This window comes from Pseudoduganella sp. jia 9 (genome assembly GCF_055502615.1).
On the sequence record NZ_JBUPWE010000006.1, the window covers coordinates 171,903 to 192,487 of the forward strand.

A 20,585-nucleotide genomic window follows, 5' to 3' on the forward strand; every position below is an offset into this window, starting at 1 on the left:
GCTGCGCGTTGAAGTTTCTCTTCGCCGAGGAACGATCGACACACGATTCCGGGATAACAAGTTTCATAATATATACACAATTGTACAACATCATGCAATCTCATACTCATGAGCAATAAAAAAATATTACTCATTGATGACGTCGTTGTCGTATCGCAACAATTGGAGAGAATTCTACCGTAGTTTGTGTGGTAGATAAAAGCATTGACCAAGCGCGGCTTTGTCAATCATACAATTTTAAGTGTAATATAAAACTTATCACCAATGCTGCCATGGAAGCAACTGTGTTCGACGCGTTGCCAATACGTTACATTCCAGCAACGTTGAACTCAAGTTCCATTACGCATCTTTACACCGCGCATTGCTTCTAACGAGTCGACCTTGCCGGCCGCTCTCCGGCCAGTCCTACTGGCGTGCCAGCCGGATGGCGCGGCCCAGTTCCACGACGGACATCGCATAGAAGTAGCTGCGGTTGTACTGCGTGATCGTGTAAAAATTATTGCTGGCTACCCAGTATTCAGTCGGCTCCGAGCCGTTCTGCAAATCCACCAGACCATACAGCATGCCTGGCGGTAATGAGGAAGTGGTGACGATGCCCGCCGCCATCAAGTCTTCGGGATGGAATTTCGCTTCCAGGCCGCCATCGGCGTAACGTTCCCACTCGCGCGCGGGCGATACGGTGGCGGGGAATACGATCGGGCCGGCCTGGTCGCGCTGCCAGCCATGGCCGACCAGGAACGAGGCCACGCTGCCGATTGCATCCGCCGGGGAATTGCGCAGGTCGACATGGCCGTCGCCGTCGAAGTCCACGGCGTATTTCAGGATATTGCTGGGCATGAATTGGGGCAGGCCGACGGCGCCGGCAAACGAGCCCTGCAGCGACAGCGGATCGATGCCCGTCTGGCGGGCATACAGCAGCGTGGCTTCCAGTTCGCCGCGGAAGAAGGTCATCCGCGCGTCGCGATTCGGCGCCACCGGGTAGGCGAAGGCCAGCGTCGTCAGCGTATCGACGACACGGAAGCGCCCCGTGTCGCGCCCGTAGATCGTTTCCACGCCGATCACGCCGGCCAGGATCTCGGCCGGCACGCCGTACAGCGCCTCGGCGCGCGCCAGCGTATCGGCATGCTCGTTCCAGAAACGGACGCCGGCCGCGATGCGGATCGGTTCGATGAAGCGGCTGCTGTACACGGCCCAGTTCTTCGGCTTGCCCGGCGGTGCCGGCTTCACCAGCTGCACCACCGAATCGAGGAAGCGCACATTGCCCATCAGGGTGTCCAGCTCGGCGCGGGTGAAGCCATGCCGCGCCACCATGTCGTCCATGAAGGCCTGCACTTCCTTCCATTGCCCGAAGTCGACGAACTCGCCCGTGTAGTAGTTGCTCGCCGGAGCCGCCACGGCCGCAACCTTCTTCGCAACTTTCTTCTTTACAGCTTTCTTCTTGCCGGCTTTCTTCACCGGCCTGGCCTTCCTGGCCTTGTCGGTCTTGTTGGCCTCGGCGGACTTGGCCGATTCGGTGGATTGCGCCGGAGCGGCCAGCAGTTCGGCCGGAAGCAGGGAGGTGGTGGCAACGGTTGCCGCCAGCATTAATGTAACCAGGGTTTTCATCGTGACAGGCTCAGCAATTTAGCCAGCCGGCGGGCCGACCGGTGTCGTTCATCGTCATCCAGCGCGCGGTAGCGCAGCGCCGCATACAGTTCCAGGAATTCGGCCATCGCGGCCTTTTTTTCGTCCGGCAGGGCCAGTACCGCCACGCGGCGGGCCAGGCTGTGCGGGCCCTCGTCGGGCGTGCGCGCGATGCCGTGGCGCGCCAGCAGCACGGCGAACCGATCCCACGCAGTCTGCACGGGATCGCGCCGCCGCCGCGCACGAAGCAGGCGCCACAGCCAGCCCAGCACCAGCAATGCCGGCAGGATGGCCAGCGTGCGCCAGTCGCCGGCAAGCCAGGATAGTTCCGCAAGGAAATTCCGCTGCCGTTCCGGATTGTAATCCAGCACCCATTGATTCCAGGCATTATTTGCGGCATTCACATGGAAACGGAGGCGCGCAAGCCACGAATCCTTGTCGTTCCGGAAAGCCGAGAGCCCGAACGGCGCTTCGCGCGGCAGCGCGCCGCCGATGCCGAGCCGCACCCGGTCCGGCGCCACGGCCGCGGTGGGGTCGACCCGGATCCAGCCCCGGTCCTTCAGCCAGACCTCGGCCCAGGCATGGGCGTCCGACTGGCGCACCGTCATGTAGCCGTCGACCGGATTCACTTCGCCGCCCTGGTAGCCCGTGACCACGCGGGCCGGGATGCCGGCGGCCCGCATCAGGAACACGAAGGCACCGGCGTAGTGTTCGCAAAAGCCCTGGCGGGTGACGAACAGGAATTCGTCGATCGAATCGCGGCCCAGCAGCGGCGGCTGCAGCGTGTAGACGAAGCGCTGCTCGCGCAGCAGCAGCAGTACCTCCGCGGCGACGCGCGCATCGTCCTTGCCGGCTGCCGCGCGCAACTGGCGGGCCAGTTGCCGTGCCAGCGGATTGAAGCCCGCCGGCAGTTGCAGCCACTTGCCCGTCAGGGCGGGATCGAGCGCCGGCTGTACCGCATAGTCGGCATAGGCCGCCGCCCGATAGCGCACGCGCTGGTGCATCGGCCGTACCGTGAAGCTTTCCAGTTCGTCGGAAACGGCGACCCGTTCGCCCGGCACGTCCAGCGCCGGGGGTGTCAGTTCCAGCGTGAACAGCCAGCGCCGCTGGCTCGGTTCCAGCGTCACTTCGTAGGGCGCCGGCGTGCCACCCACGCGCAGCGTCATTGCATCGCCGTCGCGGCGGTACAGCCGTCCGCCGATGCGGGTCCAGGTGCGGCCGTCGTAGTGGCTGAGCACCACGCCGCGCCAGTACAGCCGGTTCTGCGCCGGCGGCGCGCCGTCGAAGCGAACCCGGAACGCCAGCTCTTCCGACAGCGCCAGGTTCGTCATCGTGCCGGGCGCCATCGTGTCGGACAGGCCGCTGCGCGGACCCCGGGCCTCGTCCGGCCTGCCCCACAGCGGCCCTTCGAAGCGCGGGAACAGCACGAACAGCGCGGCCGCCAGCGGCACGGCCAGTGCGAACATCTTGCCGGCCAGGCGCAGGCGCCGGCCCAGCGATGGCACGGTGCCGGTGTACTGGAACGTGAGCTGGACGGTCAGCAGCACGACCAGCGTGGCGGCCATCGCCAGCCCGGTCAGCATGCTCTGCGAATAAAAGAAGTTCGTCAGCATCAGGAAAAAGCCGAGGAACAGCACCACATACAGGTCGCGCTTGGCATGCATTTCCAGCAGCTTGAACGCCAGCAGCAGTGCCAGCATCGCCACGCCGGGGTCGGTACCGAGCAGCGTGCCATAGGTCTGGAACACGCCGCCCATCGCGATCAGCGCGACCGGCAGCAGCAGCCACACGGGTGGCAGGCGCCGGCCGCGCAGCGTGAGCAGCACGCGCCACAGCAGCGTGACGCAGACGGTGCCGGCGATCCACCACGGCAGGTGGCCGAAGTGCGGTGCGACGACCAGCAGCGCCGCGGCCACCAGCAGCAGCGTATCCTGCTTGTCGCGTGTGAGCGGGGCGGAGGCGAGGGACGCGAACATCTTCACGGCGGCCCCTCGCGCCCGTACAGCGCCAGCGCCTGCAGGCACGCGGCGCGGTGCGCATCGCCCAGGCCGGCCGGATAGCGGTAGCCGCCGAGCCGGAACGAGTAGGGCAGCGCGCGCTGTTCCGCATCCAGCACCCAGCGCGTCATGCGCGCCAGGCGCAGTTCCAGGTCCAGCTGCGGCGGCAGCCGGGCGAAATCGAGCACCAGTTCGGCCACCGCGCCGCCTTCGAAATGCTTGGTGACGAGCTGGCCGCCGTCCTCAGGCGCCAGGCGGGCGATCTGCCGCCATGCCAGGTGCCGCATCGGGTCGCCCGGCTGGTAGCTGCGGATCCCGGCGAAATTGTCCAGGCCCACCTCGCCATGACCTTCTTCGCTGGCGGCGCCGCGCACCGGCAGCGGCTGCGCCGGCGATTCGGGATGCGGATAGACCAGCACGCGCAGGTCGGGCTGCCACCAGCTCCAGGCGCGGAACAGGCCGAGCGGGAAACGGGTTTCGAGGTGGACGCGCGGTGCGCGCAGCCAGCCCCTTTCCGGGGCCGGAACGGCCAGCGCCACGGTGGCGCTGCCCTGCGCCGGCACGTCCGCCGCATGCTCGGCGGCGCCGGCGCTGCCGAAGCGCAGGCGGATCGCATGGCGGTCGGTCGTTCCGGCATTGTGCAGGTGGATGTCGAACTGCGCGGCATCGCCGGCAAACACGGGGGCCGCGCGCCCGCCGGCCAGGCGCAGGCCGGCCAGGTTCTTCACGGTGAGCACCATGTCGGCCATGGCGCACGAGGCGGCCAGGAACGTCAGCGCGAAGCCCAGGCCCAGCGCGTAATTGGTGGCGCCGATCAGCATCAGCACCAGCAGCACGGCAAATGCCAGCCCGGCACGGGCCGGCAGGATATACACGCGGCGCAGCGTCAGCACCACTTCGCCGTCGCGCGCCTTGCGGCGTTCGAACCGGAATACGCGGCGCCAGAACGCTTCGAGCATCGCTAGACCGGGACCGATTTCTGCAATTGCAGCACCAGTTCGCGGCTGGCCAGCGCCACGCCCTGGCTCGATTTCACCGGCCGCAGGCGGTGCGCGCACACGGGTACCAGCACGGCCTGCACGTCTTCCGGGATCACGTGGTCGCGCCCTTCCAGCGCCGCCCACGCACGCGCAGCCTGCAGCAGCGCCAGCGCCGCCCGCGGGCTCAGGCCCTCGGCGAACGAACCGTTGCCGCGCGAGGCCAGCACCAGCGCATGCACGTAATCGATCAGCGCGGCCGACGCGTGGATCGCGCGCAGGCCGCGCTGCGCCGCCGCCAGTTCGGCCGGCGCCATCGCCGGTGCGAGCGATTTCAGCATGCTGCGGCGGTCTTCGCCCATCAGCAGCGCGCGCTCGGCGGCGGGATCGGGGTAGCCCAGCGAGATGCACATCAGGAAGCGGTCCAGCTGCGATTCGGGCAGCGGGAACGTGCCGATCTGGTGGGTAGGATTCTGCGTGGCGATCACGAAGAACGGCTCGGGCAGCGCGCGCGTGACGCCGTCGGCCGTGACCTGCCGCTCCTCCATCGCCTCCAGCAGGCCGGACTGGGTTTTCGGCGTGGCGCGGTTGATTTCGTCCGCCAGCAGCACCTGCGTGAAGATCGGGCCCGGATGGAACGCAAAACCGTTCTTTTCGCGCTCGTAGACGGATATGCCGGCCACGTCGGCCGGCAGCAGGTCGCTGGTAAACTGGACGCGATTGAATTGCAGGCCGAGCGACAGCGCCAGCGCATGCGACAGCGTGGTCTTGCCGACACCGGGCACGTCTTCCAGCAGCAGGTGGCCGCCGGCCAGCAGGCAAGCCAGCGACTGGCGGATCTGCACGTCCTTGCCGACGATGAGGCTGCCGACCTGGCGCGCGACGGCGTGCAATTTCGTATACATGGTCTGTTATAGTTGGCCCTGATGCGGGTCATTCTACCCTGCATGGAAAACGATGTACCGTAAATGATGCAGTAAAGAATGATGCAGCAAAGAAACCTGTGACTACAGCCATCTACAGCCATCCCGACTGCCTGCGTCATGAAATGGGCGAATGGCATCCCGAGTGCCCCGCGCGGCTGCAAGCCATCGCGGACCAGCTGATCAACGCCCACATCGACGGCCTGCTCGACCACCGCGAGGCGCCGCTGGCGGACCTCGCCGCGATCGCGCGCAATCACACGCCGAACGCGATCGCCATCGCGCAAAGCCAGCCCCACGTTGGCGACGATTACTATCCGATCGACGGCGACACGTCGCTGAACCGCCACAGCTACACGGCCGCGCTGCGCGCCGCGGGCGCGGCGGTGGCGGCCACCGATGCCGTCATCGACGGCGCCATCGACAACGCGTTCTGCGCGGTGCGCCCGCCCGGCCACCACGCGCGGCCGTCGGTGCCGATGGGCTTTTGCGTGTTCAACAACGTGGCGGTGGCCGCGCGCCACGCGCTCGATGCGCGCGGCCTGCGCCGGGTGGCGATCATCGATTTCGACGTCCACCACGGCAACGGCACCGAAGAGGCGTTTCGCGACGAGCCGCGCGTGCTGATGGCCAGCTTCTTCCAGCATCCGCTGTACCCGTACACCGATCCGCAGCCGGTCACGCCGAACCGCATCAACGTACCGGTACCGGCCGGCACGAAGGGCGACGTGGTACGCCAGCTGGTGCAGGACCAGTGGCTGCCGGCGCTGCACGCGTTCAGGCCGGAGATGATCTTCATCTCGGCCGGCTTCGACGCCCACCGCGAGGACGACCTGGCCGGCATGGGCCTGGTCGAAGCCGATTACGCGTGGATGACGGAGCAGGTGATGGACATCGCCAGGCGCTATGCGCAGGGCCGTATCGTCAGCTGCCTGGAAGGCGGCTACAACCTGTCGGCGCTGGGGCGCAGCGTCGTGGCGCACGTGAAGGCGCTGGCCGAGATATAGCAGTGCGCCGCCGCGGTGGAATGCGTCCGGAACCTGCGACAGGGCCGGTCATGCGGCTCAGCGCGCGTACTCGAAGCGCACCAGCGTGTCGTCGCTCCACGAGCGGTCGGCCAGCGGTGGATTGAACACGCGGCGGTAGTGGCGGCTGACGGGAATCGGTTCGCGGCGTTCGCCATCCTGCAGCCACGCCGCGCGCAGCGGCGCCGGTGCATCGAAGCCCATGTGCATCGTCATCGCGCGGCATGGTCCGCCGCCGGCCGACAGCGCGCCGCGCGCCTGCGGCGGCAGGTCTTCCTGTTCGATCGCCCACTGCACCGCGCATTGCACGCGCAGGTCGCCGAGGCGCCGCGCATCGGCCGGTACACCGGGGCTGCGTACTTCCGGGCGCCAGCGGAACGAATTCCTTTTCCTGTTCAGTACCAGTTCCGCCTTGTCGTGCAGCGCCGCGGCGCTGCGCGGCAGCGTGAAGCCGCCATCGGCATCGACGCGCACCGGCAGCGTGACGGCATCGCCGACGATCTTCAGCTCCAGCCCTTCCAGGCTGTCTTCGCGGGTGGCGGGGCGCAGCAGGAAGCGCAGCGTGCCGCGCGGCGCCTGGGCGCGGCTGGCGTCGAACGCGTCGAGGCCCTTGGCCATCGTCGCATAGGCTTTCAGTTCCGGGTCGCGCACGTTGCTGACTTCGACGACGGGTTGCGCCGATGCGGAAATGGCAATGAACGCCAGGCAGGCGGGGAAGAAGGACGGGAATTTCATGGCAGGCACAACGGTGGGGCAAAACGCCGATGGTAACAGCAGCGGCAGTGCCGGTAAAATAGCGGATTGTTCCAGACATACAGAAGGTAACAGCATGGCCATTCAATGGTTCCCGGGGCACATGAACGCCGCCAAGAAAAAGGCGGCCGAACAGATGGCCGACGTCGACGTCGTCATCGAAGTCGTCGATGCGCGCCTGCCGCAGGCCAGCACCAATCCGCTGGTCGAGGAACTGCGCAAGTTCCGCTCCAAGCCGTGCCTGAAGGTGCTGAACAAGATCGACCTGGCCGATCCGGACGCCACCAATGCATGGATCCGCCACTTCGAGCAGGACAGCACGGTGACCGCGTACGCGATGACTACCAAGAAGCCGTCCGACGTGGCGAAGGTGATCGACAAGGCGCGCGCGCTGGCGCCGCACCGCGGCGTGCCGACCAAGCCGCTGCGGATGATGATCATGGGGATCCCGAACGTGGGCAAGTCCACGCTGATGAATGCGCTGCTGAAGCGCCGCGTTGCGAAGGTGGGCGACGAGCCGGCCGTGACGAAGACCCAGCAGAAGATCTACCTGGACATGAACACGGCGATCATCGATACCCCCGGCCTGCTGTGGCCGAAGATCGAGATGCCGAGCGACGGCCTGGCACTGGCCGCCAGCCACGCGATCGGCGCCAATGCCCTGATCGAGGAAGAAGTGGCGGAGTGGCTGGCCGCCGAACTGCTCAAGCGCTACCCGCAACTGCTGGCCGCCCGCTACGGCTACAAGACGGATGGCATGGACGGCATCGCCGTCGTCGAGGGCATCGCGCAGAAGCGCGGCTACCGCGTGCGCGGCGGCGACTGGGACTACGAAAAGGCGTCGCACATGCTGCTGCAGGATTACCGCAGCGGCGCGCTGGGCCGCATCTCGCTGGAAACGCCGGAAAGCCGCGCCGCCGCGCTGGCCGTGTTCGCCGAGCAGGAACGCATCAAGGCCGAAGCCGCCGCCGCCAAGGCCGCCGAAAAGGAGGCCGAGCGGATGCGGGGCAAGCGGGGCACCTGACACGACGGTAAAGCTTCACCATGGAGTCAACCCCATGATGGACACGAACCGCTCAGCCGCCGAACCTGAAACTGCTGACCGCCAGCGCACCCATGAACGCGTCCTCGTGGTAGACCACGCTGGCGGCATCGTCCTCGGCGGCGCCGAGCGCCACCATCAGCGGCAGCAGGTGTTCTTCGCGCGGATGGGCGGCACGTGCGGCGGGGGCGCGTTCCCAGTTCATCAGCGCGATGCCGCGTTCCTTCGGCGGCAGCGCCATCGCCTGCCGCAGCCACGCATCGAACTGGTGCGAGGCGGCCGCGCCGGCGCCGTTGAAGGCGCGCAGGTTGTGGTAACTGAGCCCGCTGCCAATGATCAGCACTCCTTCGTCCCGCAAGGGCCGCAGCGCGCGGCCTGCTTCCAGGTGCGCCAGCGGATCAAGCCCTTGCTGCAGCGACAGTTGCACGATCGGCACATCCGCGTCCGGGAATACCGGGTACATCGCCGAGAACGTACCGTGGTCGAAACCCCGTTCCGCATCCAGGCCGGCCGCGATGCCGGCTCCCTCCAGCAGCGCCCGCGCGCTGGCCGCCAGTTGCGGCGAGCCCGGTGCCGGGTAGCGGATCTGGTACGTATGGGGCGGGAAGCCGCCGTAGTCGTAGATCATGCCGGGCTGCGTGCCCGAGGATAGCTGGAACGCCGGTGCCTCCCAGTGCGCCGTCACGGCCAGCACGGCCTTTGGCTTGCCGCCGATCTGTCGCGGGAGGTCGCGCAGCGACGCGTCGAGCACGTCATACGCGCCGCCGAATTCGGTTTTCATCCACGGCCACGGGCCGCCGCCGTGCGACAGGAAATATGTGGGCAACATGCCTGGCTCCATCGTTTGAACGGGACGACTATACGGCTGCCCGCACGCCGCCGCAACCGCCAGAAAATCGATACTGACGTTCGATTCGTTCGCGGCGGTCCGGATGCGGATCAGTGCAGCCTGGGCGGTCCCGCCTGTTGCTGCGCCAGCCATATCAGCCCGAACAGCCGCGCCATCCGCATCCAGGCCAGCACCAGCACGAGCAGTTGCGCCAGCAGCAGCGCGCCCAGCGTGCCGGCGACGCCGATGGCGGGCACGTGCATCCGGGCCCAGCCAAGCATTGCCGCCAGCGCAAGGCCGCCAGCCGTGGGCACCGCCCACGCCAGCAGCGCACCGCCTGGCCTCCGCCACAGCAGCAGCGCGCCGTCGCACCAGGCGCGCACGGCACCGGTGCGCCGGCGGTCGGCCGCCAGCATCGCCCGGCCGGCGTCGAGCGTCAGGTTGGCCAGCAGTACCAGCAGCACAGCCGTGGTGGCCGCGGCGACCTGCCATGGCTGCGTATCGGCATAGGTGAACGCCCGGTCGGCATGATGGCGCGCGGCGTCGGCCAGTTCGCCGCCCAGCATGGCCGCGGCGCCCAGCGGCACCACGGCCCAGGCCAGCATCCGGAACATGCGCGGATACTGTTCGCCAGCGCCGGCCAGCAGTTCGCGCAGGCGCGGCGCCTGCGGCGCGCGGGCGGCCGTGACGGCGGCGCCGGTCAGCCATGGCGACAGCAGCAGCGTGACGAGCAATGCGCCGGTGCCGGCCGCCGTCAACGCATCGCGCTCGCGGTGCAGGGCCGTGCCCAGGTCCGTGATCGCCACCATGTCGAGCGCGCGGGCCAGCGCCGGCGCGTGGACCGAGTGATCGAGCTCGGGCGACAGCAGCAGCCACACGGGCAGCGATGCCAGCACGGCCGGCAGCAGCAGGCAGGCGAGCCACAGCAGCAGCAGGCGCCATTGCAGCGCGGCGCGGCAGGCAGCCAGCAGGCGGTTCAACGGCGGACGATTCATATCGCCGCCACCAGCGCGAGCAGGGCCTGCACGGCGGCGGCGAAGTCCAGTGTCCAGCGGCGCGTGGCGCCATTGTCCGGCTCCACCGTCCGCGTGTCGTCGAGCTTGTTCGTGTCGAGCAGGTGGCGGCGCTCCGGATCCAGTTGCGCCGACACGGCCCGCACCGGCTTGACCCATTCGAAGCGCCGCCATGGTTCAACGCCGTTCCACTGCACGGTTTCCCTGCCGCCGTCGGCAAAGGTCACCACCAGCGTCTGCGGCACGGCCGCACCGCGGCGGCGCACGACGACCGTGGTCCTGAACGCCAATGCGCCGCCCGCTGCGGCGGCGGTTTCCGCCGTCAGTTCCACGTTCCTTCCTTGCCGGACGACGTAGCCGGGTTGCGGCGTCACTTCCTCGCTGTCCAGCGAGGCGATGCGGTCATCCACTTTCTGCGCGCCGTACACCTGTTGCGCGAACACGGATTCCACCAGCGCGCGCTGGCCGCTGGCCTCGGCGATGGTCTCGCGCAGGTCCGCCACGCTCGGGTGCCGGAACCGCCAGCGCCGGTAGTATTCGCGGAAGGCGCGGTCCATCGTTTCCGTGCCCAGTTGCGCCTGCAGGTCGTGCAGCATCACGGCCGTGCGCGAATACACCGGCCCGACGCCTTCGAGCCGGTCGTAGGCATTGGCGCCCAGCGGATCGGCCGGTTCCTCGAGCGGCGAATCGAAGCGCTCGCCCGGGAAACCGCCGAACGCGAACGCGCCGCCGCCATGCAGCAGCGAGGCCAGCACCGGCAGCGACGCGGGCCGCTGGCCCAGCATGCGGGCATTCCAGTATTCGTTCAGGCCTTCGTCCAGCATGGGTTCCTCGAACTCGTTGCTGGCGAGGATGCCTTGCAGGTACTGGTGGGCGAATTCATGCACGGTGACGAAATCGAGGTCGTAGAGGTCGCGCGAGCCGGGCGCCGGATCATGCACGCTGTCCGTGGTGAAGAACGTCGGGTATTCCATGCTGCCCGCGTGCGCGGCATTGTAGGGAGGAATCACGACGGTCAGCGTGTCATAAGGGTAGGGCCCCAGCTTGCCGGCGAAATACGCCAGCGATTTCTTCGTCACCTCCAGCACCGGCGCCGCGTTCGATGCGTAGTCGGGCGGATACAGCACGGTGATGTCGACGTTCCGGCCATCCGCCCCGGTCCACCTGGCCCGCAGCGGCGGCGCGGTGCGGCTGTCCGCCGTCCAGGCGAAATCGTGTACGTCGCCCTGTACGTAATGATGGGTGACCAGGCCGCCGTGCGCCACCGGCTTGCCCTGCAAGGCACCGGTGGCGCCCACGGTATAGCCCTGCGGGACGGTCAGCTTCACGTCGTAGTGGCCGAAGTCCGCGTAGTACTCGGAATCGGTGTGGTACTCGTGCACGTTCCAGCGCACGGCGGTGGCGCCCCGTTCGCCCGGCAGTTCGAGCACGCCGATCTTCGGAAACCATTGCGCCACCAGGTGGAACGTGCCGAAGTGGCCGGTGCGCGCGGTCACGCGCGGCAACTGGTCGAAGAAGCCGATGTCGAGTGTGGTGCTGGCGCCGGGCGGCACGCCGGCGGGCAGGTCGAGGCGCACCACGGTGCGGTCGGTGGCCGGCCCGCCGTCCGGCTGCACGAACGTCCACGGCACGTCGGCGCCGCCCTGGCGCACATGGCGCAGGTCGATGTAGCCCCATTCGCCTTCGCCCATGCCGTCGGCCAGGCCCTGGGCGCGCAATTCCGTGTTGAAGGTGCTGTCGCCGTTGCGGAATGCATTCAGGTACAGGTGCAGGTAGACGCTGTTCACCGTGCGGTCGCTGCGGTTGCGCCAGCTGAGCTGCTGCCGGCCGGCGATCGTGTGCCGGACGGGGTCGAGCGTTGCTTCGATGCGGTAGTTCGCCACGCGATCCGACAGCGTGGCTTCGCCGCCGCTGCGGATACCGCCCCAGGCACCCGGGCTGCTGGGCGTGGCCACGGCCGCGGCATGCGGCGGTGCAAAGGGAATTTCCTGCGCAGCCGCGGGGTGGATGCCTTGCGCCAGCGGCGCCGGTGGCACCAGCAGGACGGCGGCTGCCGCGGCGGCAACAACGAGGCTGTGCAGGACGCGCATGCTGATCCTTGGGCAATGACGATGTGCCCACTATAGCGAGCCAACTGCCGGGATGGCAATGCATTCGGCCTCTTAAAGCAACCTTAATGCTGCACTACGTTACTTACGTTGGCGCAAAAAATGGTAATCTCCCGGCGTTTGTCTTACCATGCGACCCAACCGAGAAGGAAGATCATGCGTCCAATGCGCCGCCTCATGCTTGCCGCCACCGTCACGCTGGCGTTCTCCGCCAGTTTTTCCGCCACGGCTTACGCCGCGGGTCCAGGCTACACGACCCTGAGCACGCCTGTAGCCGCCACCGCGCCGGGCAAGAAGGTCGAGGTCATCGAGTTCTTCATGTACACCTGCCCGCACTGCTATTCGCTCGATCCGTTGCTGGAAGAGTGGGTCAAGAAGCAGGGCGACCGCATCGTGTTCAAGCGGCTGCATTTCGCGCAAAACCCCACCGATCCGCTGGCGCATGCCTACGTGACGCTGGAAGCGATGGGGCAGACCGAACTGGTACACAGCAAGATCCTGCGTGCGATCCATGGCGAGCGCCAGCGCATCTACCGCAGCGACGAGCAGATGAAGGAATTCCTGGTCAAGAACGGCATCGACAAGACGCGCTACGAACAGCTCTTTAATTCCTTCAGCGTGCAGACTAAGATGAAGTCACTTGCCAGCACGATCACGAAGTACCAGGTCAGCTCGGCGCCCACGCTGGTCGTCGATGGCCGCTACATGACGTCGCCGTCGCTCGCCGGCGCGCCCGGTACCTCGGAGGCGCAGGCCGGCCGCCAGACGATGGCTGTCCTGGACCAGCTCGTGGCCAAGGCAGCGGCCGAGAAGAAATAAGAGATTCTGTAATACTTACAAGGCAGGGGTAGTGTCATGACCGATCGCGAAAAAGGCATCATGGAGGCATTCGACGCGCTGGAGCCGGATGAAAAGCGGCTCTTCAGCGCCAGCAACGTCAACCACCTGGCATGGAGCCTGGTGGTGCTGCTGGCGATCCTGGGCTGCTGGCTGGCGGCGGCGCTGGTCAATGCCGAGAACCAGCGCCATGCGCTGATGACCAAACAATGCCAGGACCGGGTGTTCAAGGAGGAAGTCGACAGGACGTGCCTGCTGACCGTGCGTTCGCGCGAGCACTGGTGGCAGCATCTCGGCTATGGCCTAGGGCACCTGGCCCCGGAAAAATAAGCGGCGCCGCCGTCAAGCCCGCAAACAAAAAGCCCGCGATTGCGGGCTTTTTTGTTTGCGGCTTTTTTGTTTGTGGGCTATTTCTTTGCGGGCTTTTTTTGCGGGCTGTTATCTTCCCGCCTCTGCGCTGCCATCGCGTCAGCGTATCGATCAGGCGGTGCCGGTCCGCGCTTCCTTGTCCAGCGCATCCGCCATTGTACGGCTGGACAGGCGGTTGCGGATTTTCGCCTGTACCGGGATCACGAAACGCTCCTGCACGACGACACACAGGATGACCAGCGAAACGACATAGAGCGGATAAAACGCCAGCGACAAGTCGATGTCGCGCGCGGCGGCAAGAATGGCCGAGGGCTTTGCGCCGAGGTTCTGCGCCACCGCCCTGACGAGCTTCTCGACTTTCTCGAACAGCATATAGGTCGGCGCATGCAGCAGGAACATCGGCAGCGATGCCGAACCCAGGCGGGCGCCCCAATACTTGAGTGCGCCATTCGTTGTCGGCCGCACGCATACGCACAGCCAGATGATGGCAAGGCTCGCCGGATAGTACAGGCCATTCCTCAAGAGGTGAGGATGGTACTCGGGTCCCTGGAAACTCAAGGCAATGGCCAGGGTGGCGAGTACCACGCCGGCCAGCGCGACGATCAGTTTCTTCGGCGCGGGCGCACTGGAGCGCGCAAACAGGACGCACAACACCATCCCGGCCACGAACAGCGGAAGGCGGATCACGGGGTTCCTGTGCAACAAGCCATCGGTGACGACGTCGTTCCTGTCGGTGAAATGCGCGATCGCGCCCGGGATGGTGAACAGGATCCCCAGGATCACCAGCCCATAGACGGGATATTTCATCCTGTAGACTTTCGGCGCCAGCACGGGGAAGAGCAGATAAAAGAACATCAGCGTGGAAATGGACCACGACGGATAGTTAATGATCAGGTAGTAAGGATTCCATGCATGCAGCATGGCGAAATTCATGAACAGCGTGAAGCCGATCTCCGCTGTTCCCAGCATGCGCTTGCCCGGGCCGGACAATTCAGTGGGGACATACAGCCCGCCCATCGCATGCACCATCAAGGCAATGGGTACCAGGGCGAACAGCAACGCGACGGCATGCAGCGGATACAGCGTCGACAAACGCGCTGTCAGGAAATTGCGTTTGTTGAACGGGCGCCCGTCTTTCATGACGACATAAACATGTGTCAGCAGGAAGCCGGAGAGGACGAAGAATATACTCGTGCCCCAGTTCCCCAGGCCGAATAACTTGTCGAACGCGGTATCCTTGAGGGGAGCATACCGGGAATACATGGTATGGAATAAAACGATATAAAGGGCGACGACGAAACGTAGCCAGTTCAATGCCCAGAATTCCTTTCGTCCGGCTGCAGGTTTTTCGCTGTTCAGCTGGCCGGGCACGGGCTCGACGTTTTCAATTTTCATTCTTCGGGTTTTTTGTGTTGGATCTTGAGGAAACATCCGCTGTTCCGGCAAATCTGGTGAGGTGCCCGATCGTCAGCGCGGCAGTGCGGAACATGGCGGTGCCGCTGTCAACGACCGGCGTCAGCCATCCGGGATGCCTCCATGGCATGGGGGAGCAATGGTGCCGCTGCGCGAAGCCCGGCCTTGCTGTCGTCAACGATAGAGACGGAGAGTCATGCCTGTATACCCGAGCCATCGCGCACCCATGGACGTGCTGATTTGATTGCTGAGTGTTGTTTGCGTGCCGCGCTTCAACGACTTGGCGCCAGAGAAATAGGCAGGAAAGTCATGCAAAAGGCAGGAAAGTCATGCAAAGTTGAATTTTGCATAACTATAGCCTTATACCTATGGGGATATCAAGCGTTATTTCATGATATTTGCCGCGCCAACGCGACCGGGCGCGGGTGCGGGTGCGGGCAGCATGCCGCGCAAGCGCGCGGCATCGAAGGCCCGGCCGGCAGCTTGCCTGCCAGCCGGGCTGGGGGAACATCAGCTGACGAGCAATTTCGCCGATTTCAGCCGCACGCTGTCCGGCCCGGCATGAATGGTGAAGCTGCCGGGTTCGACGACGCGTTTCATGTCGACGTTGTAGAACCACAGGTCGGACGGCTTGATGTCGAACACCAGCGTGCGTTTTTCGCCCGGCTGCAATGTCACGCGGCGGAATGCCTTCAATTCCAGCACGGGGCGGGTCACGGACGAAATGTCGTCGCGGATGTAGACCTGCACCACCTCGTCGCCGGCGACCCTGCCGGTATTGGTCACATCCACCTCGACCTGCGTGGTTTCGTCCGGCCGGATCGTCGCCTTCTTCAGGCGCGGCGCGGAGATGTCGAACGTGGTGTACGACAGCCCGAAGCCGAACGGATACAGCGGTTTCGTGCTGCCGTCGATGTAGCCGCGCCGCGCCGAGGGCTTGTGGTTGTAGAAGATCGGCAGCTGGCCCACGTTGCGCGCGATCGACACCGGCAGCTTGCCGCCCGGGTTGACGCGGCCGAACAGTACGTCGGCCGCAGCGTTGCCGGTTTCCTGGCCCATGTACCAGCCTTCGACGATCGCGTCGGCACGCTCGGCAAGCAGGTTGATCGACATCGGCCGGCCGTTCAGCAGGAACACGACGGTGGGCTTGCCCAGGTCGAAGATGGCTTTCGCGAGATCGTTCTGCTGGCCCATCAGGTCCAGCGTGGCGCGGTCGCCCAGGTGCTTGTCGGCCCATGCTTCGCGGCTGGTCATCTCGTTGTCGCCCAGGACCATGACGATCGTGTCGGCCGTCTTCGCCGCCGCCACCGCCTCGGCGATCAGCCGCGCATTGACATCGGCCGCGGTGAAGCGGATCTCGTCCTTGCCCCAGATGCGCTCCTCGGTGATGCGCACGCCTTCGCGGTAGTCGAAGCCGAAGCCTTGCGCTTTCGCCTCCGCGGCGAGCGCTTCGTGGATCGACACGACCTTGCGCGGAATATCGGAATAGCCGCCGATCGGCGTGTCCTTCGCGTGCGTGCCGAGCAGCAGCAGCTTGCCGACCTTGCCAGCTTGCAGGGGCAGCACGCCCTTGTCGTTCTTCAGCAGTACCACCGAGCGGCCCGCCGCTTCGCGCGCCAGCGCCACGTCGGCCGCCGTCGCCGTCCGCGCATCGGCGCTGGCCGCGTCGGCATACGGATTCTCGAACAGGCCAGCCAGGAATTTCAGTTCGAGGATGCGGCGCACCATGGCGTCGATCTCTTTCTCCGAGACGCGGCCTTCCTTCACCAGTTCGGCCAGGTGGCGGTAGCCGTGGCCATCCGGGGTTTCGATATCCACGCCGGCCTTCACAGCGTAGTAACCGGCTTCTTTCGGCGTGGCGGCCAGGTGGTGGCGCGTCACCAGTTCCCTGATGCCCATGTAGTCCGACACCATCACGCCCTTGAAGCCCCATTCCTTGCGGGCCACGTCGTTCAGCATCCACTTGCTGGCATGCGACGGCACGCCGCCGATCTCGTTATACGACGGCATGATCGCCGCCACCGTGGTTTCTTTCACGAGCCGCTCGAACGGCGGGAAGAAGTCCTCGCGCAGCGTCCGCTCGCTGATCTCCGCCGGGCCGATGTTGGTGCCCGATTCCGGCTGGCCGTGGCCCGTCATGTGCTTCAGCGTAGCCAGCACCTTGTCCTTCGCCAGTTGCCGCGACGTGCCGGAAAAGCCGATCACGGCAGCCTTGCCGATCTCCGCGCTCAGGTGCGGATCTTCGCCATAGGTTTCCTCGATGCGGCCCCAGCGCGGCTCGCGCGCGACGTCGACCACAGGCGCCAGCGCGAAGTTCGCGCCCCGCGCGCGCATTTCGCGCGCCGCCACCGAGAACACCTTCGTCACCAGGTCCGTGTCGAACGACGAGGCCAGGCCGATCGCCTGCGGGAACGAGGTGGCATCGCGCGCCGCATAGCCGTGCAGCGCTTCCTCGTGCATGAACAGCGGGATGCCCAGGCGGGTCTGCTCGAGCGCCCATTTCTGCGCCGCGTTGACGTAGTTGGCGGTGTCCTGCGCGCCGCGGTTCGGGCGCGCGCCGTCGTCGCCGGCAGCCGCCGCGCCGCCCGCTTCGGATTTGCCCTGCCGGTCGGAGGGCCGGGCCAGCATGCCGATACCGTGCGGGTACACCTTTGCCGCCTTGGCGGCCGAGAAGGCGCCGTTGTCCTCGATCCTGCCCTTTTCGTTCCACACGCAATCCATCTGCGCGATCTTCTCTTCCAGCGTCATCCGCTTCAGCAGGTCGTCGACGCGCTTCGGCACCGGCGCCGCCGGATCCTTGTAGAGCGGGCGTGCCGTCGCGGCGATCGACAGGGTAGGGGCCGCGCCGGCTGCCGCCATCGTTGCCAGGAAGCGCCGGCGGCCGTTGTTCGATTCGTGTTGCATGTATCTCCTCGTTCTTGTTTGTTGATCGCTTGCCGGTGCAGGATGGATAGCGCCCCGGCAAGCGCGGTGGTTCAGCGCTTGCCGGTCCGCGTGGCCACGTCGACCCACACGGCCAGCGTCAGGATGCCGCCCTTGACGATCATCTGCCAGTACGTGTCCACGTCCAGCATCGACATGCCGTTGTCCAGGCTCGCCATCACCAGTGCGCCGATCAGCGCGCCGTAGACGGTGCCGGAGCCGCCGCGCATCGACGTGCCGCCGATGAAGCAGGCGGCGATCGCATCGAGTTCGGCCGAGGTGCCGGCCGACGGTGCGCCCGCTGCCAGGCGCGCCGTGTTGATCAGGCCCGCCAGCGCGCACATCAGGCCCATGATCCCGAAGATCCACAGCTTGACGGCTTTCACGTTGATGCCGGACAGGCGGGTCGCCTCCATGTTCGAGCCCACCGCGTAGATGCGGCGGCCGAATACGGTCTGCGTCGTCATGTAGGTGAACACGCCCAGCAGCGCGAGCAGCAGCAGCACCGGCAGCGGAATGCCTTCGTAGCTGTTCAGCGTGCTTACGATGCCGAACACCACGGCGGCGATGATGCCCAGGCGCAGGCCTTCGCGCCAGGGCGGCGTCTGTTCCAGGCCGTGGTGCGCGCGGCTCTTGCGCTGGCGGACCGTGAGCGCGATGGCGATCACGCACAGCGTCACGCCCAGCACGATGCCCCATTGCGGCGGCAGGTAGCCCTGGCCGATGTAGACGAATTCCTCGGACACGGGCGCGATCGTCACGCCATCGGTCACGCCGAGCAGGATGCCGCGGTAGGCCAGCATGCCGCCCAGGCCGACGATGAACGACGGGATGTGCAGGTAGGCAGTCAGGTAACCGTTGAACAGGCCGATGAACAGGCCCACCGCCAGCACGGCGATCATGTTCGCGGGCAGGCCCATGCCGTGCGTGACGTCCAGCACGGCCGCGACGCCGCCCAGCAGGCCAAGCAGCGAACCGACCGACAGGTCGATCTCGCCGGCAATGATCACCAGCGACATGCCGCAGGCCAGGATGCCGGTCACCGCCATCTGCCGCATCAGGTTCGACATATTGCGCGGCGTGAGGAAGCCGCCTTCCGTCATCCACGTGAAGAAGCCCCAGATCAGCACGATCGCGACCAGCAGGGCCAGCATCTTGTACTGCGTGAACAGCTTTTTGAATTGATTGCTTTTCATGAGTAGTTTTCGATAGAGCCCGTCAGTGAAGCGGTTGCGCCAGGGCGGCGGCCAGCAGGGTTTCCTGCGTCAGGTTGTCGTTGACGAAGTCGCCGCGCAATTGACCCTCGCCGATCACCAGCACGCGGTCGGAAACGCCCAGCACTTCCTGCAGTTCGGACGACACCATGACGATCGGGATGCCCTCGCTGGCCAGGTTCAGCATCAGCTGGTAGATCTCGAACTTGGCGCCCACGTCGACGCCGCGCGTGGGTTCGTCGAGGATCAGGATCTTCGGTTTCGTCAGCAGCAGTTTCGACAGCACGGCCTTCTGCTGGTTGCCCCCGGAAAGGCCGGTGATCGGCAGGAACGGGCTGGCTGTCTTCAGCTTCAGCCGGCCGATCTCTTCGCGGATCACCTTCAGCTCTCCGTCCTGGTCGATGCGCGTGCCATGCGAAAACTGCTGCAGCACCGCCATCGTCATGTTCTGGCCCACCGACAGGTCAGGCACGATGCCATGGTGCTTGCGGTCTTCCGGCACCATCGCCAGGCCGGCGCGGATCGATTTCAACGGGGAGCCGGTATCCCAGCGCTTGCCGTCGTACCATACCTCGGCCCGGTACTGGCCTTCGTACGAACCGAAGATGGCCGATACCAGCTCGGTGCGGCCCGCACCAACCAGGCCGGCGATGCCGAGGATCTCGCCGCGGCGCAGCGTGAACGACACGTCGTCCACGCGCTTCCTTTGCGGGTTGTCCGGGTCCCAGCACGTCACGTGTTTCGCCTCGAAGATCACGTCGCCCGGCGTGTGCCGCTTCTCCGGATACAGCTGGTTCATCTCGCGGCCGACCATCTGCGCGATGATCTTTTCCACGCTCATCTCCCGCATCGGCGTGGTGGCGATGTGCTGGCCGTCGCGGATCGTCACGATGGTGTCGCAGATCGCCGCGATCTCGTCGAGCTTGTGCGAGATATAGATGCAGGTGACACCCTTGGCCTTCAGCTGGTGGATGATGTCGAGCAGGATGCGGATCTCGGACGTCGTCAGCGACGACGACGGTTCGTCCAGGATCAGCAGCCGGGCATTCTTGTTCAGGGCCTTGGCGATCTCGATCAGCTGCTGGTGGCCGCCGCCGTACTGCTTCACGGGCAGCACCACGTTGACGTCGCGGATATTCAGCTCGGCCAGCAGTTCGTTGGCGCGGCGGTTCATGGTGCCGTAGTCGAGGCGCCCGCCGGGCAGGGTGATCTCGTTGCCGAGGAAGATATTTTCCGTCACCGACAGTTCCGGCACGAGCATCAGTTCCTGGTGGATGATGACGATGCCGGCGGCTTCCGTTTCACGGATCGAGGTGGCCTTCAATGGCGCGCCGTCCCAATAAATCTCGCCGTCGTAGGTGCCGTGCGGGTAGACCCCGGACAGCACCTTCATCAGCGTGGATTTACCGGCGCCATTTTCTCCGCACAGGCCGACGCATTCGCCGGCCTTCACCTTGATGTCGATGCCATTCAGTGCGCGCACACCGTCGAACTGCTTGACGATGCCGCGCATCTCGAGAAGGTAATCGCTCATTCGCTC

16 protein-coding genes are annotated in these 20,585 nt (G+C 65.8%); 4 read left to right on the forward strand and 12 right to left on the reverse strand.

Translation table 11 applies throughout. From position 1 onward, the window contains the following. Positions 1–405: 405 nt before the first annotated feature. Genes mltB through ACY34H_RS08940 form a run of 4 tightly spaced genes read right to left on the reverse strand, consistent with a single transcriptional unit; the run spans position 406 to position 5,502 of the window. Positions 406–1,605: a lytic murein transglycosylase B gene (gene mltB / locus ACY34H_RS08925; protein ID WP_464977138.1), complete on the reverse strand. Its 1,200-nt coding sequence runs from the start codon at positions 1,603–1,605 to the stop codon at positions 406–408. Beyond that, the gene (locus ACY34H_RS08930) at positions 1,602–3,599 is read right to left on the reverse strand and encodes a transglutaminase TgpA family protein (RefSeq protein ID WP_464977283.1); all 1,998 of its coding nucleotides are present in this window, start codon (positions 3,597–3,599) and stop codon (positions 1,602–1,604) included. The genes mltB and ACY34H_RS08930 overlap by 4 nt, the downstream gene beginning before the upstream one ends. A gap of 2 nt (positions 3,600–3,601) precedes the next feature. Beyond that, the gene (locus tag ACY34H_RS08935) at positions 3,602–4,579 is read right to left on the reverse strand and encodes a DUF58 domain-containing protein (protein ID WP_464977139.1); all 978 of its coding nucleotides are present in this window, start codon (positions 4,577–4,579) and stop codon (positions 3,602–3,604) included. Between the two features lie 2 nt (positions 4,580–4,581). Continuing rightward, positions 4,582–5,502, reverse strand: a complete 921-nt coding sequence (locus ACY34H_RS08940) for an AAA family ATPase (protein WP_464977140.1) — start codon at positions 5,500–5,502, stop codon at positions 4,582–4,584. Positions 5,503–5,600: 98 nt separating this feature from the next. Between ACY34H_RS08940 and ACY34H_RS08945 the strand changes: the two genes are divergently transcribed. Beyond that, positions 5,601–6,527: a histone deacetylase family protein gene (locus ACY34H_RS08945; protein WP_464977141.1), complete on the forward strand. Its 927-nt coding sequence runs from the start codon at positions 5,601–5,603 to the stop codon at positions 6,525–6,527. Between the two features lie 57 nt (positions 6,528–6,584). On the opposite strand, the gene ACY34H_RS08950 is transcribed toward ACY34H_RS08945, so the two are convergent. After that, positions 6,585–7,280 (reverse strand): hypothetical protein, encoded by a 696-nt coding sequence (locus ACY34H_RS08950; protein WP_464977142.1) that lies wholly within the window; start codon positions 7,278–7,280, stop codon positions 6,585–6,587. Between the two features lie 94 nt (positions 7,281–7,374). Between ACY34H_RS08950 and ylqF the strand changes: the two genes are divergently transcribed. After that, positions 7,375–8,322, forward strand: coding sequence for a ribosome biogenesis GTPase YlqF (ylqF, locus tag ACY34H_RS08955; RefSeq protein ID WP_464977143.1), 948 nt, complete (start codon positions 7,375–7,377; stop codon positions 8,320–8,322). A 52-nt stretch (positions 8,323–8,374) separates the two neighbouring features. Here ylqF and ACY34H_RS08960 read toward each other — a convergent pair whose 3' ends face one another. From ACY34H_RS08960 to ACY34H_RS08970, 3 genes are all read right to left on the reverse strand, one after another. Continuing rightward, on the reverse strand, positions 8,375–9,169 hold the full coding sequence (locus tag ACY34H_RS08960) for a DODA-type extradiol aromatic ring-opening family dioxygenase (RefSeq protein WP_464977144.1): 795 nt from the start codon (positions 9,167–9,169) through the stop codon (positions 8,375–8,377). 110 nt (positions 9,170–9,279) lie between these two features. Then, a complete protein-coding gene (locus ACY34H_RS08965; protein ID WP_464977145.1) occupies positions 9,280–10,164 on the reverse strand; it encodes a hypothetical protein in 885 nt (294 codons plus the stop codon). Then, positions 10,161–12,272, reverse strand: coding sequence for a M1 family metallopeptidase (locus ACY34H_RS08970; protein ID WP_464977146.1), 2,112 nt, complete (start codon positions 12,270–12,272; stop codon positions 10,161–10,163). Before ACY34H_RS08970 ends, ACY34H_RS08965 begins: the two co-directional genes overlap by 4 nt. A 174-nt stretch (positions 12,273–12,446) precedes the next feature. Between ACY34H_RS08970 and ACY34H_RS08975 the strand changes: the two genes are divergently transcribed. After that, a complete protein-coding gene (locus ACY34H_RS08975) occupies positions 12,447–13,109 on the forward strand; it encodes a thiol:disulfide interchange protein DsbA/DsbL (protein ID WP_464977147.1) in 663 nt (220 codons plus the stop codon). A gap of 36 nt (positions 13,110–13,145) precedes the next feature. Further along, positions 13,146–13,457: a hypothetical protein gene (locus ACY34H_RS08980; protein ID WP_464977148.1), complete on the forward strand. Its 312-nt coding sequence runs from the start codon at positions 13,146–13,148 to the stop codon at positions 13,455–13,457. A 150-nt stretch (positions 13,458–13,607) separates the two neighbouring features. On the opposite strand, the gene ACY34H_RS08985 is transcribed toward ACY34H_RS08980, so the two are convergent. The 4 genes from ACY34H_RS08985 to xylG form a co-directional block, all read right to left on the reverse strand. After that, positions 13,608–14,927, reverse strand: coding sequence for an acyltransferase family protein (locus ACY34H_RS08985; RefSeq protein ID WP_464977149.1), 1,320 nt, complete (start codon positions 14,925–14,927; stop codon positions 13,608–13,610). Between the two features lie 492 nt (positions 14,928–15,419). Continuing rightward, complete coding sequence (locus ACY34H_RS08990) at positions 15,420–17,813, reverse strand: glycoside hydrolase family 3 N-terminal domain-containing protein (RefSeq protein WP_464977150.1); 2,394 nt, start codon at positions 17,811–17,813, stop codon at positions 15,420–15,422. 71 nt (positions 17,814–17,884) lie between these two features. Beyond that, positions 17,885–19,027, reverse strand: coding sequence for a sugar ABC transporter permease (locus ACY34H_RS08995; protein ID WP_464977151.1), 1,143 nt, complete (start codon positions 19,025–19,027; stop codon positions 17,885–17,887). A 22-nt stretch (positions 19,028–19,049) separates the two neighbouring features. Beyond that, positions 19,050–20,579 carry a D-xylose ABC transporter ATP-binding protein gene (gene xylG, locus ACY34H_RS09000; RefSeq protein WP_464977152.1) on the reverse strand — a complete coding sequence of 510 codons (1,530 nt, stop codon included), beginning with the start codon at positions 20,577–20,579 and terminating at the stop codon, positions 19,050–19,052. Positions 20,580–20,585: the final 6 nt, after the last annotated feature.

Excerpts from the sequence above, each read along its gene's own strand:
- ACY34H_RS08965 (WP_464977145.1), bottom strand. The coding sequence starts at position 10,164 with ATGAATCGTCCGCCGTTGAACCGCCTGCTGGCTGCCTGCCGCGCCGCG.
- ACY34H_RS08990 (WP_464977150.1), bottom strand. The coding sequence starts at position 17,813 with ATGCAACACGAATCGAACAACGGCCGCCGGCGCTTCCTGGCAACGATG.
- ACY34H_RS08950 (WP_464977142.1), bottom strand. The coding sequence starts at position 7,280 with ATGAAATTCCCGTCCTTCTTCCCCGCCTGCCTGGCGTTCATTGCCATT.
- mltB (WP_464977138.1), bottom strand. The coding sequence starts at position 1,605 with ATGAAAACCCTGGTTACATTAATGCTGGCGGCAACCGTTGCCACCACC.
- ACY34H_RS08995 (WP_464977151.1), bottom strand. The coding sequence starts at position 19,027 with ATGAAAAGCAATCAATTCAAAAAGCTGTTCACGCAGTACAAGATGCTG.
- ACY34H_RS08975 (WP_464977147.1), top strand. The coding sequence starts at position 12,447 with ATGCGTCCAATGCGCCGCCTCATGCTTGCCGCCACCGTCACGCTGGCG.
- ACY34H_RS08940 (WP_464977140.1), bottom strand. The coding sequence starts at position 5,502 with ATGTATACGAAATTGCACGCCGTCGCGCGCCAGGTCGGCAGCCTCATC.
- ACY34H_RS08970 (WP_464977146.1), bottom strand. The coding sequence starts at position 12,272 with ATGCGCGTCCTGCACAGCCTCGTTGTTGCCGCCGCGGCAGCCGCCGTC.
- ylqF (WP_464977143.1), top strand. The coding sequence starts at position 7,375 with ATGGCCATTCAATGGTTCCCGGGGCACATGAACGCCGCCAAGAAAAAG.
- ACY34H_RS08960 (WP_464977144.1), bottom strand. The coding sequence starts at position 9,169 with ATGTTGCCCACATATTTCCTGTCGCACGGCGGCGGCCCGTGGCCGTGG.
- xylG (WP_464977152.1), bottom strand. The coding sequence starts at position 20,579 with ATGAGCGATTACCTTCTCGAGATGCGCGGCATCGTCAAGCAGTTCGAC.
- ACY34H_RS08935 (WP_464977139.1), bottom strand. The coding sequence starts at position 4,579 with ATGCTCGAAGCGTTCTGGCGCCGCGTATTCCGGTTCGAACGCCGCAAG.
- ACY34H_RS08985 (WP_464977149.1), bottom strand. The coding sequence starts at position 14,927 with ATGTTTCCTCAAGATCCAACACAAAAAACCCGAAGAATGAAAATTGAA.
- ACY34H_RS08930 (WP_464977283.1), bottom strand. The coding sequence starts at position 3,599 with ATGTTCGCGTCCCTCGCCTCCGCCCCGCTCACACGCGACAAGCAGGAT.
- ACY34H_RS08980 (WP_464977148.1), top strand. The coding sequence starts at position 13,146 with ATGACCGATCGCGAAAAAGGCATCATGGAGGCATTCGACGCGCTGGAG.